Genomic DNA, 15,566 nt, shown 5'->3' on the forward strand with positions numbered 1-15,566 from the left:
TGTTCTCAGCGTGTTTGCATAAAAGCACTTTGCCAGATTGTCTGCCGAGGGCAATGACGAAATGCGTTGCGGTTGGTGGAAAATTACCAATAAAAAAGGGGCGCAGTTGCGCCCCTTTTTCCGACATTTCGTGCGTGGGTCAGTCGAGCTCGCGTATCGCACCCTTGTCGGCGCTGGTTGCCAGCCGTGCATAGGCTTTCAGGGCGGTACTGACTTTGCGTGGACGCTCCTCTACCGGTTTCCAGCCATGGGCATCCTTGGCATTCATCAGTTCACGACGGCGATGCAGTTCCGCATCGTCGATCACCACTTCGATGGTGCGGGAGGGGATGTCGATGCGGATCAGGTCGCCGTCTTCCACCAGGCCTATGTTGCCACCGGAGGCCGCTTCCGGTGATACGTGTCCAATGGACAGCCCGGATGTCCCGCCGGAGAAACGGCCATCGGTAATCAGTGCGCAGGACTTGCCCAGACCCTTGGATTTCAGGTAACTGGTGGGATACAGCATTTCCTGCATGCCCGGTCCCCCTTTGGGTCCCTCGTAGCGCACGATCACGGCTTCGCCTTCTTTGACCTTGCCATCGAGGATATTTTTTACCGCCGTGTCCTGGCTTTCGACAACATGTGCCGGCCCCTCAAACTGCCACAGCTCTTCCTCAACACCGGACGTCTTCACTACGCAGCCATCCGGTGCCAGATTGCCGAACAGCACCGCCAGTCCACCCTCGGCGGAATAGGCGTGCTCTACCGAGCGAATACATCCGTTTGCGCGGTCGCCATCCAGGGTCCCCCAGCGGGTGCTCTGGCTGAACGCGGTCTGCGTGGGAATGCCAGCGGGTCCCGCTCGGAAGAACTCGTGTACCGCTTTGTCATCCGTGCGACGGATATCCCATTGCGCCAGGGCGTCGGCCATGGTTGCACTGTGAACGGTGGGCAGGGAGGCATCCAGCAGGCCCCCGGCTTCCAGTTCGCCGAGGATGGCCATCACGCCACCCGCCCGGTGCACGTCTTCAATGTGATACTTCTGCGTGTTCGGCGCCACCTTGCACAGTTGAGGAATTTTGCGCGACAGGCGATCGATATCCGCCAGGGTAAAGTCGATCTCGCCTTCCTGTGCGGCGGCCAGCAGGTGCAGGATGGTATTGGTGGAGCCCCCCATGGCGATGTCGAGCGCCATGGCGTTATTGAAGGCGGCGCGGTTGGCGATGGTGCGCGGCAATGCGGTTTCGTCATCCTGCTCGTAATAACGTTTCGCCAGCGACACGATCTCGCGGCCAGCGCGCAGGAACAGGGCCTCGCGGTCGGCGTGGGTGGCAAGCGTGGTACCGTTGCCCGGCAACGACAGGCCCAGGGCCTCGGTCAGGCAGTTCATGGAGTTGGCGGTGAACATGCCGGAGCAGGAGCCACAGGTCGGGCAGGCGGAGCGCTCGTACTCCGCCACTTCCTCATCGGTGGCGGAATCCGTTGCGGCGATGACCATGGCATCTACCAGGTCGAGCTTGTGCTCGGCCAGTTTGGTCTTGCCGGCTTCCATCGGTCCACCGGATACGAAGATCACCGGGATATTCAGGCGCATGGATGCCATCAGCATCCCCGGGGTGATCTTGTCGCAGTTGGAAATACAGACCAGGGCATCGGCGCAGTGGGCATTCACCATGTATTCCACTGAGTCGGCGATAATTTCACGGCTGGGCAGGCTGTAGAGCATGCCGTCGTGGCCCATGGCGATGCCGTCATCCACGGCAATGGTATTGAACTCTTTTGCTACGCCGCCGGCCTTCTCGATTTCGCGCGCCACCAGCTGCCCCATGTCCTTCAGGTGCACATGGCCAGGCACAAACTGGGTAAAGGAGTTGGCTACGGCGATGATCGGCTTGTGGAAGTCTTCATCTTTCATGCCGGTGGCGCGCCACAGGGCACGGGCACCGGCCATATTGCGGCCAGCAGTGGAGGTACGGGAGCGATACTCGGGCATAGCGGGAATCCGGCAGGCTGATAAAACAGGTGCGACAGCTTACCAAAAAATGCCGGAATCCGGGATGGTTTCGCGCCATCACGGCGGCTGGCTACCGACGTTAGGATGGACCTGCTGCAAAACCGCAGAATCCGCAGTCGGTTTACTGCGGATTCAGTGGCTTGCGCAAAACCCGTGAATTGCGTTGTACGTTGTACAGGGCCTGGCGCGCGGTGGGGAGCGCGTCAATATCGACCTGGCTGAAGCCCAGCTCGATAAACCAGTGCTCTGCCTGGGTGGTCAGTACGTAGAGTTCGTGGATGCCGAGTGCCTGTGCCTGCCGTTCGACATGTTGCAGCAGTTTGGCGCCCCGGCCGCCGCCACGGAAATCCGGATGGATGGCCACGCAGGCGATTTCGGCAGCGACGGTTTGCTGGTTGTCATCGACAATCGGATAGAGGGCTGCACAGGCCACTGGTGTGCCATCCACTTCCACCAGGGTGAAATGATCGATCTCTGCCTCGAGCTTCTCCCGTGAGCGACGCACCAGGATACCCTGTTTCTCCAGCGGCCGGATCAACCCGAGAATACCGCCCACATCGGTGATGCGCGCGCGCCGCATCACTTCGTAGCTATCGCGGTACACCATGGTGCCGGTACCCTCGCGGCGGAACAGCTCCTGCACCAGCGCTCCGTCGTGGGCAAAACTCAGCAGATGCACACGCGGGGTGCCCGCGTTGCACGCGCGCACGGCACAGCGCAGGGATTCACTGTCGACTTTTTCTGCCGCATGCTCGGCCTGTGCCAGGCTGAGTTCGTTGACCACTGCACCGTCGACGAGCAGCTGTGGCGGTTCGCGATACAGCACAAGTTTTTCTGCATCGAGGAAGCGTGCCGCGGATTCAGCCAGGTCCAGATAATTCAGGTTGAACAGTTCGCCAGTCAGTGAAGTCCCCAGTGGTGACAACAGCACCAGCGCGCCCTGGTCCAGCGCCAGATTGATGGTGTTTACTTCCATACGCCGCACCTGCCCGGTCCAGCGCAGGTCCACGCCGTCGAGCACGCCGCTTGGCCGCGCAGTAACGAAATTGCCCGAGATCACTTTCAGCGCAGAGCGGGCCATGGGACTGTCCGGCAAGCCCTGTGAAAAAGCCGCTTCAATATCGAAGCGCAGTTTGCCCACCGCGGCTTTGATGACTTCCAGCGTATCGCGATCGGTGATGCGGGCATTGCCGTGGAACTGGTTGCTCAGCCCCTGTGCGTCGAGCGCCGCGTTTACCTGCGGACGGGCACCATGCACGACGACCAGGCGTACGCCCAAGCTCGCCAGCAGTGCGAGGTCGTGCACCAGATTGCGAAAATTTGCATGCGCCAGTGCATCGCCGGGCAGGGCAATGACCAGGGTGCGGCCGCGCAGGTCATTGATGTAAGGCGCAGCGTGGCGAAACCAATTCAGAGAGGCGTTATCGTGCGTCACGATCCTGTTCCGTCAGATCGGAGAAAGTGTCAAATGTACCGAGTGACCCGCAGGTTAGCGCAGTCTGGCGGGTAAGTGAAACCGGCGCCGACCTCGCGTCGCTGCTTTACAGGCAAAAGCGCGCGATGGTTTGTTGCAGGATCTCCACCATCGGGTTGATACGCTCGTGCCCCAGATATTCGTCGGGCTGGTGGGCCTGGTCGATATCACCGGGGCCAAGCACGATGGTGTCCATGCCCATCTGCTGGAAAAACGGCGCTTCGGTGGCAAAGGCCACACTATCGGACTGCTTGCCGGTGAGCTGCTCGGCAATGCGCACCAGCTCACTGCTGGCATCTTGCTGGAATGCTTCGGTGCCGGCAAAAATCGGGCTGTATTCCAGTTGGATTTTTTTGTCGGTCAGCAGTGGAGACAGGCGGCGGGACAACTCTGCCCGCAGGTCTTCGAGCTTCATTCCGGGTAGCGGTCGAACATCAAACTGGAGTTCCACGGCGCCGCAAATCCGATTGGGGTTGTCGCCGCCGTGGATACAGCCAAAGTTCATGGTGGGCACTTCGACTTCGAAACCCGGATTCTGGTATTGCGCTTGCCATTCGGCGCGGATCGCCATCAACTCGCCCATGGCGCGGTACATGGCCTCCAGTGCACTCGCACCATAGGCCGGGTTGGAGGAGTGGCCCGACTGGCCGACGATGCGCAGTGATTCCATCATCATGCCTTTGTGCATGCGGATGGGTTGCAGTCCGGTGGGTTCACCGACAATTGCGTAGCGGGCTTTGGGTTTGCCCGCGGCCACCAGTGCCCGCGCGCCCGCCATGGAGGTTTCTTCGTCGGCAGTGGCGAGAATAATCAGGGGGTTGCGTAGAGGCTTGTCGATAAAGGCCTTGGCGGCCTCGATGGCGATCGGGAAGAAGCCCTTCATATCGGTACTGCCGAGCCCATAAAAGCGGTTATCCCGCTCCTGTAACGCAAATGGGTCCGACTGCCAGCGACCGTCATCGTAGGGCACCGTATCCGTGTGCCCCGCCAACACCAGACCACCGTCGGCTGCGCCATCACCACCCAGTGTCGCAATCAGGTTGACCTTGTCGGGCGCCCCCGGCAGCGGCAGTAGCTCGACGGCAAATCCGAGGGTTTCCAGCCAGCCGGCGAGTAATTCCACCACGCCGCGATTACCCATATCGAGTTTCGGGTCGGTGGCACTGACACTTGGCGAGGCGACCAGTTGCTGTAGTTGCTGCTTGAGCGAGGGAACGCTTCGACTGACCATGACGGCTTCCTTGTTGACGGTCGCGAACAGGGTAGCAGTTTGCCTGTGCGGCAGCGACCCGTGGGGTTGCATACACTTGGTCAGGGCCGGGAAATTAACACGAACGATCTGGCGTTAAAGTCGACTGGATGATGCATGGCGGGTTCGCGGGTCATATCACAGCTGTGGCAGCGTCTGGCAAAGCTGCGGGAAGTGTCGCTGAATGCCAGCAATGGTCCCGGGTCGGACACGGATTGGCGCGGGCATGGTCGCGGCTCGGTCGAGGTGCGCGCTGTCGATTCTGCCGAAGCCAATGTCAGCGCCATCATCCAGGTCGATCAATTGTCGTTTCAAAACGCTGCCGGGCAGAAATTATCCCTGCAAAACGTTTATCAGTGGTCATTGTTGGAAAACGGTTTGTGCCTGCAAAATTTGCAGGGTAGCTTGCCGGCGTTCTCCCTCGAGTTGGTGCCGGTGACCGAACAGGGTTTTGCCGGGCAGCTAAATGCGGGTTCAGAGAAAGAAAATTACCAGGTACAGTTGCTCATGCACGCGGATCAGTTGGAAATCATCTGGCGCCTGCGAGGGCCCGGTCGCAACGAATGCCTGCATTACCATTACTGGTAACACAGGCTTCTGGGGTTAAACGGAAATGGTGCCGCGCAGATAAGTGACAGCCTTGCCGCGCATGATGACCCGTTCCCCCATCAGCTCACAGTCAAGCTCCCCGCCACGTGCCGAGATCTGGCGCGCCTGCAGGTGTGTCCGATCAAGTTTCTCTGCCCAGTAAGGTACCAGCAGGGTGTGTGCGGAGCCGGTTACTGGATCCTCGTTAATACCAATGGCGGGTGCAAAAAAGCGGCTGACAATGTCACAGTCGAAGCCCTGCCCGGGGGCACTGCAGATGACACCGTTGTATGGCAGCGCCGCGACCGCGGTCATGTCGGGTGCCAGTGCTGCCACTTCGTCGGCGCTGGCAAATTCCAGCATCAGGAAGTCATTGCCCCCCACCTGTTCCAGCGCGCGCAGTGGCGTGGCGTTAATGGCGTGGCTGAAGGCTTGCTGCAGCTCGACCGGTTGCAGTTGCTGGGCCGGGAAATCGAGCGCGATGATGTCGGCCGAGCGGGTTACCTTGAGTTCACCACTCATGGTGGAAAACCGGATGTCATCCTTTTGATATCCCAGTTCGGTCCACAGCAGGTGGGCTGTGGCCAGGGTCGCGTGGCCACACAGGGGAATCTCTACCGCCGGGGTAAACCAGCGCAGGGCAAAGCCTTCGCCCTCGGCGACAATATACGCCGTTTCCGCCAGGTTATTTTCTGCGGCAATCGCCTGTAGCAGGTCGTCCGGCAGCCAAGTATCCAGCGGTACCAGTGCGGCAGAATTACCCCCGAAGAGTGTTGAGGTGAAGGCATCGGCGTAATAAATGGGCAGGTCCACGAGCAATCCTTATCTTGTGGTCGAAAAAAAGGGGGAAGCGGTTTCCCGCTTCCCCCTTTTATCAGTGTCTTGCCTGTCTGGCTAGGGTCAGCCGAAGATGCCCTTGAACAGGAAGAAGAAAATGATCGCCAGACCGGCACCTGCCGGCAGGGTAACTACCCACGACGCCGCAATGGTGCTGATCATGCGCAGGTTCAGCGCGCCAATACCGCGGGCCATGCCGACACCCAGAACAGCGCCCACGAGGGTGTGGGTGGTGGAGATGGGCAGGCCGGTACCGGAGGCCAGAACGACGGTGGCCGCCGCGCCCAGTTCCGCAGCGAAACCGCGGCTCGGCGTCAGTTCGGTAATTTTACGGCCGATCGTCGCCATCACGCGGAAGCCGTAAGTCGCCAGACCAACCACGATACCGATACCACCGAGTAGCAGGATCCAGGAAGGCATGGTGGCCTTGGCAGTCACCGCCCCCATCTGCACGGTGTTGACGACTGCCGCCAGCGGGCCGACGGCATTGGCGACGTCATTGGAGCCGTGGGCAAAGGCCATGGCGCAGGCGGTGAAGATCATCAGGATGGCAAACACGCGCTCCACATTGGCGAAGCGATTGTCTTTCTCCCGCGCCGGATCGCGCTTGACCCGCTTCATCAGGGCAATACCAACCGCCATGACAATCAGGCCGACAATCGCCGCGATGCCAGCGTCCTGCAGGAAGGACAGCTGGATATTGGCATCTTTAAAGACATGCTTCAGGCCCTTGGTCAGGGTCACCATGGCGATCATCCAGCCCACGGCAAACATGTAGAAGGGGATGTAGCGCTTGGCGTTAATGAAGGGGTCTTCCGTATTGAGAATCAGCTTCTGTACACTGCGGAACAGCAGGAAGGAGATGGTACCCGCCAGCAGCGGCGACACCCCCCAGCTTGCCACGATCGTGCCGACCTTGCCCCAGGCCACCGCATCCACAGAAATGCCCACCGCCGAGAAGCCGACAATGGCGCCGACAATCGAGTGGGTGGTGGAAACCGGCCAGCCAAAGACACTGGCGATCAGCAGCCAGGTGCCCGCAGCGAGCAGTGCGGCAAGCATGCCGTACACCAGTAATTCGGGTTGGTCGGTAAAGATATCCGAGGAGATGATGCCCTTGCGGATAGTGGCGGTTACCTCGCCACCGGCAAGGTAAGCACCGGCAAATTCGAAGACCATGGCGATCAGGATCGCCTGCTTGACGGTCAGTGCGCGGGAGCCCACCGAGGTGCCCATGGCATTGGCCACGTCGTTGGCACCGACACCCCAGGCCATGAAGAAGCCGAAGGCGCAGGCCATAATCAGCAGGATCATGCCGTATTCGTTTAGGATTTCCACAATGACGCTCCCTTAGCGTGCCAATAACAACTGCAAACGGTTGCCCACGCTGTGGGCGCGATCGGCGAGTTCACCGACCCATTCGATGACCCGGTAGAGGAACATAACGTCTACCGGTGGGAGGTCCTTCTCGATGGCGAACAGTGCCGCCCTGATTTCCACTTCTAGCTTGTCGGAGCGGCGCTCCAGATCGTCCAGCTCTTCGGTCATGCGCTGGGCGATATCCACTTCGCGACCGGCGAAGCCGCTTTCCAGCAGCTCGTCCAGCTCGTTGATGGCGCGCAGTGCCTGGGCCGAGGTGGCCACGGCGCTGGCGACAAAGGTTTCCATCTGCGACTGGAGTGCTGAGGGGATTTCCATCTTGCGGCCAATCGCGAGCCCGGCGATATCCTGGGCGGTATTGGCGACTTCATCCTGGGCGTGCAGCAGTTCCAGCAGGTCAGAGCGGGATACCGGCATAAACAGGCTGTCCGGCAGGTGCAGGCGCAGATCCCGTTTGATGTCGTCCGCGCGGTTCTCACTGGCGGAGATCCGCAGCTGAACCTGTTCGGCGGTCTCCAGGTCGCCCTTCATCAACGCAGTGAAGAACGGGACCAGGTCGGCCGAGGCCTCATGGGCCGTGGCCATATGCTCCTTGATCGGCTTGATCGGGGAGCGGCCAAACAGGTTGGCAATGTTGGACAGGGGCATGGATAGCTCCTTGGTCTGGGTGCAATTTTGGCGGCATGGTACCGCAAGTAGGCAGAATGGGGTAATTCGGGATAACTGGCGCACTTTCACCAGACGGTGAACGGGCTACAATGCGCCATCGGACAACGAAAAGAATAGATGATAGGACTCTTCCTATGGCACCAGGAAAAGTAGTGGAGCGGGTACTGGATCTGCGCGGTTTGCTGGAGGATCTGGTGTCTCAGGGGCGTATCAGCCGTGAGGACGCCAATGGCCTGATTGGCACGCCGCGCACCGCCGAACAGGCGCAGATGCACCCCCTCAGCTATATCGCCAGCTGCGAGCTGACGGACCAGTCCGGTCCGGGTGGAGTACTGACAGCCGAGTCGCTGAGTCAGTGGCTGGCCGAGCAGAGCGAGCACCGACTGGTGCATATCGATCCGCTCAAGGTGGATGTGGCCGCGATCACCCAGGTGATGAGTTTCCAGTTTGCCAAACGCCACCAGATCCTGTGTGTCGAGGCCGGGCCCGAGACGCTGGTAGTTGCCACCGCCCAGCCGTTCAGTGGTGGCTGGGAAGAGCAGCTCGAGCACACCAGTGGCCGGCGCGTGGAGCGGGTGGTGGCCGACCCGGCAGATATTCTCCGCTATGGGGTCGAGTTCTATGCACTGGCGAACTCGATCTCCGGCGCATCCGGTAGCGGTGGCACTTCCGCCTCCGGCAACTTCGAGCAGTTGCTTGAGCTCGGCAACATCAAGGACCCGGAAGCCAACGACCAGCATATCGTCAATATCGTCGACTGGTTGTTGCAGCATGCCTTCGACCAGCGCGCCAGTGATATCCATATCGAGCCCCGCCGTGGCCTGGCGCGCATCCGCTTCCGGATCGATGGGGTGTTGCACCCGATCCATGAACTGCCCGATGAGGTCAATGCGGCGGTCACCAGCCGCCTGAAAATTCTCGGGCGTATGAATGTCGCGGAGAAGCGCAAGCCACAGGATGGCCGCATCAAAACCAAGCGCCCCGACGGCAGCGAAGTAGAGCTGCGTCTTTCCACTTTACCCACGGCATTTGGTGAAAAGCTGGTGATGCGGATTTTCGATCCGGAGGTGCTGGCGCGTTCCTATAGTGATCTCGGTCTCGGCGGCGACGATCTGGCGCGCTGGCAAACCATGTTGTCGCGCCCCAATGGCATTGTGCTGGTCACCGGTCCGACCGGTTCCGGTAAAACCACCACGCTTTACACCGGCCTCAAGCAGCTGGCCACCAGTGCGGTGAATGTGTCGACCATCGAAGACCCGATCGAAATGGTCGAGGACAGCTTTAACCAGACCCAGGTACACCACTCGATTGGCCTGGATTTCGCGGCGGGCATCCGCACCCTGATGCGTCAGGATCCCGATATCATCATGGTGGGTGAGATTCGCGACCTGGAGACCGCGCAGATGGCGGTGCAGGCCGCGCTGACCGGTCACCTGGTGATTTCCACCCTGCATACCAACGACGCCCCCACCGCCGTGACGCGCCTGCTGGATCTGGGGCTGCCCCATTACCTGTTGAAGTCCACGGTACTGGGGGTGATGGCCCAGCGTCTGGTACGTACGCTGTGCCCTTCCTGCAAGCAGCCGGATACGGTCTCCGAGGAAGACTGGCAGTCGCTGACGCGCCCGTGGAAGGCGCCGCGCCCCGAAACCGTCTATCGTCCGGAAGGTTGTCTCGATTGCCGCAATACCGGCTATCGCGGTCGGCAGGGTATCTACGAAATACTGCCGTTTACCGAGGCGGTGCAGTCGCTGGTGACGGCGGACTGCGATCTGCAGCAGGTGCGCCATCAGGCGATGCGCGAGGGGATGAATAGTTTGCGCCTGTCGGGCGCACGCAAAGTGGCGGCCGGCCTGACCACGGTGGCCGAAGTCTTGCGGGTGGCGCCGCCACCGGATATTGCGTTTTAACCACGCCGCTGGTTTTTGGGAAGTTAAGGAAGAGCCCCGAGTGTTTACCGATCAGGATTGTCCCGCAGAACTGTTGCCGGTGTTGCAGGAACGCTGGCAGCGTTGGTGTGAGGCGGCGGATGAAGTGCTGTGCGCAGAGCTGGCTGAGTTGGCACAGCACGATCAGCAGATGCGCTCCCGTTTGGCGCGGGTGTTCATCGGATCGGAGTTTTTTGTGACCCAGTGCTGTCGTCAGCCGACACTGTTGCTGGCACTGGTGCGGCAGGACGACCTGGGGCTCGAGCCCGGCGACTTGCGCAGTAGCACCTCGCAGGAGGAGCTGGACCGCGAGTTGCGCCTGTTGCGCAATCGCGTGGTGGCTGAGGTGATCTGGCGCGATTTCGCCGGGCAGTGGGATATCCCACGGGTCTGCGCTCGCCTGAGTGACCTGGCGGATACCTGCATTCGCGAAGCGCTCGCCTGGCATCATCGCAATCTCACGGTTTCCTATGGTGAGCCGCGCGATGCCAACGGGCGTGCGCAGTCGCTGCTGGTACTGGGCATGGGCAAGCTCGGTGCCCACGAGTTGAATCTCTCCTCCGATATCGACCTGATTTTCGCCTATCCAGAACCCGGTGCCACCGATGGCGACAAGAGCCTCGAGAACCAGGCCTTTTTCCAGCGGCTGGGGCAGCGCCTGATCAAATCCCTCGACCAGATGACCGCTGACGGCTTCGTGTTTCGTGTGGATATGCGCCTGCGGCCCTACGGCGATAGCGGCCCGCTGGTCAGCCACTTCGCCGCCCTCGAGGATTACTACCAGACCCAGGGGCGGGAGTGGGAACGCTTCGCCATGGTCAAGGCGCGTCCCCTGGCCGGCAACGAGGAAGACGCCGCAGAATTGATGGAGATGCTGCGGCCATTTACCTATCGGCGCTATATCGACTTCAGTGCCATTGATGCCCTGCGTGAAATGAAAGCGCTGATTCAGCGCCAGGTGCGCGCGCGCGGACTCACCGGCAACATCAAGCTGGGGCGGGGCGGGATCCGCGAAGTTGAATTTATCGTGCAGTCTTTCCAGCTCATTCGCGGCGGACGCGAGCCGGCTTTGCGCGAGCGCAGTTTGTTAAAGCTGTTGCCGCTGTTGGAGGCGGATGCCCATCTGGATTCGGGCGTCGCGGATGAGTTGGCGCAGGCTTACCTGTTGCTGCGCCGCGTGGAACACGCCTTGCAGGCAGATCGGGATCAGCAGACCCAGGATTTGCCGACAGAGCCTGAGCGCCTCGCGCAGTTGGCATTTGCGTTGGGCCGCTCCGGTTGGCCGGCGCTGGAGGAAGAACTCGCGGAAGCGCGGGCCTCCATCGCACGGGAATTTGACGCGGTGATTTCTCCACCAGAGGAAATTGCCGGACCGGAGGCTGTGGAGGAGTGGGATAGCGTCTGGGCGAGTTGTGCCAGTGCGCTGAATCAGGAATCCAATCTACAGACCCTGCAGCATGCGGGATTCCATCCGGCAGAACAGGCGCTGAAACTGTTGTCCGACCTCGCCGGCGAGCGCAGCGTAGCGGCTTTGCCGAGTGATACGCGTGCGCGGTTGGACCAGTTTATGCCGCTGTTATTGGCCACCGCAGCACAGCACACGCAACCGGTATTGGCGCTCGAGCGGGTATTGCCCCTGGTGCGGGCGGTTCTGCGGCGCAGCGCCTACCTGGTGTTGATCAATGAAAATCCGCCGGTGCTGGACCTGCTGTTGCGCCTGTGCAGTGCCAGCCCATGGATTGCGGATCAGCTGGCGCGCCATCCAATCTTGCTTGACGAGTTGCTCGACCCCCGCCGTTTGCTGGCGCCGGCAACACCGGCCGATATTGCCGACGAGCTGCGCCGCGAGATGTTGCGCATTGAACCGGATGACCTCGAGGCGCAGATGGAGGGCTTGCGTCACTTCAAGCAAAGCCAGGGATTGCGTATCGCCGCGCAGGAGGTCAGTGGTGCGCTGCCACTGATGAAGGTCAGTGATTCCCTCACCTGGCTGGCGGAAGCCATCCTGCAGCAGTCGTTGCAGCTGGCCTGGGCGCAGATGGTGGAAAAGCATGGCATGCCAGTGGATGCGTCTGCAGAAGATCCTCGCTTTGCCATTATTGCCTACGGCAAGCTCGGCGGACTCGAGCTGGGGCATGGCTCCGACCTGGACATTGTTTTTGTGCATGACGCTCAGCCCCATGGGACCACGTCCGGTGAGCGCAGCATCGACAGCCAGATTTTTTATACCAGGCTGGCCCAGCGGCTGATCCATATCCTCCAGACCCGGACATTGAGTGGTCCACTGTACGAGGTGGACACCCGTTTGCGCCCCTCGGGGAATTCGGGCTTGCTGGTGACATCCCTTGCCGCGTTTGAAAAGTACCAGCGGGAAAGTGCGTGGACCTGGGAGCATCAGGCATTGGTGCGTGCGCGGCCGGTGGCCGGTAGTGCCAGGTTGCAGGATGCTTTTGCCGCACTGCGACGAACATTGCTTTGTGAGCCTCGTGATGAGGGAAATTTGCGCCAAGAGGTGGTGGCGATGCGCAATAAGATGCGTGCGCACCTCGATAAGAGCAATGAGGAAACATTCGACCTCAAGCACGGTGCGGGTGGTATTGTCGATATTGAATTTATGGTTCAATATGCGGCCTTGGCCTGGGCGCAGAGCGCGCCAGAGATTGTGCGTTATACCGACAACATCCGCATTCTCGATAGCCTCAGTGAGGCAGGCCTGATGTCCGCTAACCAAGCCGGACATTTGATCGACGCCTACAAAGCCTACCGATCTGAAGGTCACCGCCTGGCATTACAACAGCTGCCGGGAGTGGTAACCGGTGACCACTTCAAAGCGGAAAGAAAGACCGTGCAAACAAACTGGCAGCAATTGCTTGGCCGCGAGACGGGCCTCGAGCAGAGCTGACCTGCACAAGTAAACAGTTTTTCATGGCTCCCCGCCTCCAGCGCCTGCTGCTGCCCGCACCCCGAAGGGGGGGCACAGCGCGACTGTTGGCTGGGCATAGATTTTTTGTAGGAGAAACCCCATGTCTTTTGCCGATCGCGACGGCCTGATCTGGTTTGATGGTGAACTGGTTCCCTGGCGAGATGCGCGCGTGCATGTGCTGACCCATACACTGCACTACGGCATGGGTGTGTTCGAGGGCGTCCGCGCCTATGAAACCGAGGCGGGAGCCAGCATCTTCCGCCTTCACGACCACACCCGCCGCCTGTTCCGGTCTGCCAAGATCATGAACATGGCAATGCCTTACGACGCCGAACAGCTCAATGAAGCACAGCGTCTGGTGGTGCGTGAAAACAATCTGCGTGAAGCTTACCTTCGCCCGATGGTGTTTTACGGATCGGAAGGCATGGGACTGCGTGCCGATGCACTGCAGACCCATGTGATTGTCGCCGCTTGGGAGTGGCCGAGCTACATGACCCCGGAAGCCCGCGAGCTGGGCATCAAGGTCAACACGTCGTCCTACACCCGCCACCATGTCAATATCAGCATGTGCAAGGCGAAAGCCAACGGCAACTACATCAATTCCATGCTGGCGTTGCAGGAAGCGATTCGCAACGGTTGTGAGGAAGCGCTATTGCTGGACCCGGAAGGTTACGTGGCCGAGGGTAGTGGCGAGAACGTCTTTATCGTCACTGACGGCGTACTGTATACCCCGGAGCTGACGTCGTGCCTCGACGGCATTACCCGCAATTCGGTCATCGAGTTGGCCAAGGAGTGCGGTTATCAAGTTGTCGAAAAGCGAATTACGCGCGACGAAGTGTATATTGCCGATGAAGCTTTCTTCACTGGCACGGCGGCCGAGGTGCTGCCAATCCGTATGCTCGATGGTCGCACCATCGGTGCCGGTCGCCGCGGCCCGATTACCCGTCGCCTGCAGAGCCTCTACTTCGACGTGGTGCAGGGGCGCAGTGCTGCCCATGCTGGTTGGCTGTCACCGGTGACGGACACTGTTGAAGCGGCGCGCATCGCCTGATTCGCCTGGCCGTTTGCGGCCAGTCAGATTGCGGTGTACGGATTCACCGCAGGCCGGGGCCCAGGGAGGGCCTCGCCACGCACCGAATGCGGCTCACAGGGCGCATTCGGTATCGCCCGGGGTGGTCAGGATGTTCACTCCGGGTTCTACTTTCCCCTTCGCCTGACCTGGCGACATTTCCCTGAGAGGCTGCTGGTTTATTTTGCGCTGGCGACAGCGGGGCTCTGGCTGCTGTGGTGAGATTTCGACAGTGCCTGGGCAGCACCGCGCTGCGTGTTGATCAGGAGCGCTGCCAGTGGAATCCAATAGAACAGCCAAATGTAGTCGGGCTTGACCAGTGGTTGCTGTGCGTAGACCAGCATCGCCAGGGCACCAAAGCCCATCCAGCTGACCAGCAGCAGATGCAGCGGGTCACGCAGGCTTCCGCGAACAAAACCCGCTTGCAATGCCGCCACCGCTTGCCAGAGAGCCGCACTCAGGCCGACCAGACCGCTGAAGCGGGCAATATCCAACAGGTAGTTGTGGGGGTGGGGCAGGCCATCCAGTTGCAGGAATTGCTTGTGCACCAGGCCTGAACCAATCCAGGGTGAGCGCAGGAACTCCTGCAGGGTCTCATTCCACAGTTCCAACCGAATGGAATAGGCCGCAGAACGATGCAGCAGCGGCAGGTCACCAAAGAGCACTAAGTAAGCCAGCGGGAACAGGGCAAATACCCCCAGTAGTACCAGCAGCTTCAGCAGGCGGGAATGGGTAATCCATGCGGCGGCAGTCACTGCGACGGCAGCCATAACGATGGGTACCTTGGTTTGCGAGAGCAGGATATAGCAGCACGCCACAATCAGCCCCGCCCACGACAGGCCGCGCCAGAGACCGCGCGATGATGTCAGCCCGTAGCAACAGAACAGGCAATAGAAGCCATACAGCATCCCCGTTTTATCGATATCGCCATCAAGCGACATGCCGCCGATGCGCTGCCCCCCAGGGGCGTCGCCGAGCGCGAATAACACAAGGGAAGCGATGCACGACAGCAATCCAACGGGGATCAGGCACAGGATCCAGTCCCTGAATAGTTGCGCACCAAACTGTTCCCGCGCCAGGTACAGGCCGCAATAGAACAGGGCCAAATAGAGTGCGAGCTTCAGATAGAAGGTGGGGTCGCGTGTCACTGTGGCGGCTTCACCGTTGCCCCACAGCGATGACAGTGTCAATGCAACTGGCAGCGATATGAACGCCAGGAATTGGGCACTGAGCAAGAAAGAGAAGTCCTTGCGAAGGCACAGCAGCGCCAGTGTCGACGGCAGAATGGTCAGGTAGAAAGTGGTCTGTACGCCAGCCACTTTGGGGGCGAGATAAAAAGCGCACAGTACGAGAATGCTGCTGATGGCATAGAGGCGTAAGAGTCGCGGTACCCAGGCATCGCCTCCGCGGCGATAACCGTCCAGAGGCGTACTGCTTGATTCGAGCATAGTGA

At 60.4% G+C, this 15,566-nt stretch carries 11 protein-coding genes; 4 read left to right on the forward strand and 7 right to left on the reverse strand.

Going from position 1 to position 15,566, the window contains the following annotated elements:
* Positions 1–139: 139 nt before the first annotated feature.
* From ilvD to argE, 3 genes are all read right to left on the reverse strand, one after another.
* On the reverse strand, positions 140–1,975 hold the full coding sequence (gene ilvD, locus ACXAD0_RS05175; protein WP_475087292.1) for a dihydroxy-acid dehydratase: 1,836 nt from the start codon (positions 1,973–1,975) through the stop codon (positions 140–142).
* A gap of 142 nt (positions 1,976–2,117) precedes the next feature.
* A complete protein-coding gene (gene argA, locus ACXAD0_RS05180) occupies positions 2,118–3,431 on the reverse strand; it encodes an amino-acid N-acetyltransferase (RefSeq protein ID WP_475087293.1) in 1,314 nt (437 codons plus the stop codon).
* A gap of 106 nt (positions 3,432–3,537) precedes the next feature.
* Positions 3,538–4,701 carry an acetylornithine deacetylase gene (argE, locus tag ACXAD0_RS05185; protein ID WP_475087294.1) on the reverse strand — a complete coding sequence of 388 codons (1,164 nt, stop codon included), beginning with the start codon at positions 4,699–4,701 and terminating at the stop codon, positions 3,538–3,540.
* Between the two features lie 135 nt (positions 4,702–4,836).
* Between argE and ACXAD0_RS05190 the strand changes: the two genes are divergently transcribed.
* Positions 4,837–5,307 (forward strand): hypothetical protein, encoded by a 471-nt coding sequence (locus tag ACXAD0_RS05190; protein WP_475087295.1) that lies wholly within the window; start codon positions 4,837–4,839, stop codon positions 5,305–5,307.
* A gap of 15 nt (positions 5,308–5,322) precedes the next feature.
* Here ACXAD0_RS05190 and ACXAD0_RS05195 read toward each other — a convergent pair whose 3' ends face one another.
* The 3 genes from ACXAD0_RS05195 to ACXAD0_RS05205 form a co-directional block, all read right to left on the reverse strand.
* A complete protein-coding gene (locus ACXAD0_RS05195; protein WP_475087296.1) occupies positions 5,323–6,120 on the reverse strand; it encodes a PhzF family phenazine biosynthesis protein in 798 nt (265 codons plus the stop codon).
* Positions 6,121–6,207: 87 nt separating this feature from the next.
* Positions 6,208–7,482, reverse strand: coding sequence for an inorganic phosphate transporter (locus tag ACXAD0_RS05200; protein ID WP_475087297.1), 1,275 nt, complete (start codon positions 7,480–7,482; stop codon positions 6,208–6,210).
* 12 nt (positions 7,483–7,494) lie between these two features.
* Positions 7,495–8,172, reverse strand: a complete 678-nt coding sequence (locus ACXAD0_RS05205; protein WP_475087299.1) for a TIGR00153 family protein — start codon at positions 8,170–8,172, stop codon at positions 7,495–7,497.
* 155 nt (positions 8,173–8,327) lie between these two features.
* On the opposite strand from ACXAD0_RS05205, the gene tfpB reads away from it, so the two are divergent.
* From tfpB to ACXAD0_RS05220, 3 genes are all read left to right on the forward strand, one after another.
* Positions 8,328–10,103, forward strand: a complete 1,776-nt coding sequence (tfpB, locus tag ACXAD0_RS05210; protein ID WP_475087300.1) for a type IV pilus assembly ATPase TfpB — start codon at positions 8,328–8,330, stop codon at positions 10,101–10,103.
* A 40-nt stretch (positions 10,104–10,143) separates the two neighbouring features.
* Entirely contained in the window at positions 10,144–13,023 is a 2,880-nt protein-coding gene (glnE, locus tag ACXAD0_RS05215) for a bifunctional [glutamate--ammonia ligase]-adenylyl-L-tyrosine phosphorylase/[glutamate--ammonia-ligase] adenylyltransferase (RefSeq protein WP_475087301.1), read from the forward strand.
* Positions 13,024–13,144: 121 nt separating this feature from the next.
* The gene (locus tag ACXAD0_RS05220) at positions 13,145–14,095 is read left to right on the forward strand and encodes a branched-chain amino acid transaminase (protein WP_475087302.1); all 951 of its coding nucleotides are present in this window, start codon (positions 13,145–13,147) and stop codon (positions 14,093–14,095) included.
* 197 nt (positions 14,096–14,292) lie between these two features.
* Here the strand turns inward: ACXAD0_RS05220 and ACXAD0_RS05225 are convergent, their stop codons facing one another.
* Positions 14,293–15,561, reverse strand: coding sequence for an O-antigen ligase family protein (locus ACXAD0_RS05225; protein ID WP_475087303.1), 1,269 nt, complete (start codon positions 15,559–15,561; stop codon positions 14,293–14,295).
* Between the last annotated feature and the right edge of the window lie 5 nt (positions 15,562–15,566).

Source organism: Microbulbifer sp. ABF4_148 (assembly GCF_056158985.1).

What these genes read in the sequence shown, in the direction of transcription:
- ilvD (WP_475087292.1), bottom strand. Translation starts at nt 1,975, where the DNA reads ATGCCCGAGTATCGCTCCCGTACCTCCACTGCTGGCCGCAATATGGCC.
- argE (WP_475087294.1), bottom strand. Translation starts at nt 4,701, where the DNA reads ATGGTCAGTCGAAGCGTTCCCTCGCTCAAGCAGCAACTACAGCAACTG.
- ACXAD0_RS05190 (WP_475087295.1), top strand. Translation starts at nt 4,837, where the DNA reads ATGGCGGGTTCGCGGGTCATATCACAGCTGTGGCAGCGTCTGGCAAAG.
- ACXAD0_RS05205 (WP_475087299.1), bottom strand. Translation starts at nt 8,172, where the DNA reads ATGCCCCTGTCCAACATTGCCAACCTGTTTGGCCGCTCCCCGATCAAG.
- tfpB (WP_475087300.1), top strand. Translation starts at nt 8,328, where the DNA reads ATGGCACCAGGAAAAGTAGTGGAGCGGGTACTGGATCTGCGCGGTTTG.
- ACXAD0_RS05220 (WP_475087302.1), top strand. Translation starts at nt 13,145, where the DNA reads ATGTCTTTTGCCGATCGCGACGGCCTGATCTGGTTTGATGGTGAACTG.
- ACXAD0_RS05225 (WP_475087303.1), bottom strand. Translation starts at nt 15,561, where the DNA reads ATGCTCGAATCAAGCAGTACGCCTCTGGACGGTTATCGCCGCGGAGGC.